The sequence below is a fragment of the Streptococcus oralis subsp. dentisani genome, from assembly GCF_002096615.1.
In the GTDB taxonomy this organism is placed as follows: Bacteria; Bacillota; Bacilli; order Lactobacillales; family Streptococcaceae; genus Streptococcus; species Streptococcus oralis_U.
Genome location: NZ_NCUX01000020.1, coordinates 1 through 213, shown reverse-complemented (window position 1 = coordinate 213; position 213 = coordinate 1). Strand labels below are relative to the sequence as shown.

1 protein-coding gene is annotated in these 213 nt (G+C 46.0%); it reads left to right on the top strand.

Features of this window, described 5'->3' with window-relative positions; all coding sequences use genetic code 11:
• Positions 1 to 213 (top strand): hypothetical protein (locus tag B7708_RS00160; RefSeq protein ID WP_193431737.1); only part of this gene is annotated, 213 nt, incomplete at both ends.

The window sequence follows — 213 nt, the reverse complement described above, 5'->3', positions numbered from 1 at the left end:
ATCTGCAAGTCAATCAACTTCAGCGTCTGTAAGCTCAAGTCAATCAGCTTCAGCGTCTGTATCAGCAAGCCAAAGCACTTCAGCATCAGTATCTGCAAGCCAATCAGCTTCAGCATCAGTATCAGCAAGCCAATCAACTTCAGCTTCAGTATCAGCTAGCCAAAGCACTTCAGCATCTGTATCAGCTAGCCAATCAGCTAGCGCATCAGTATC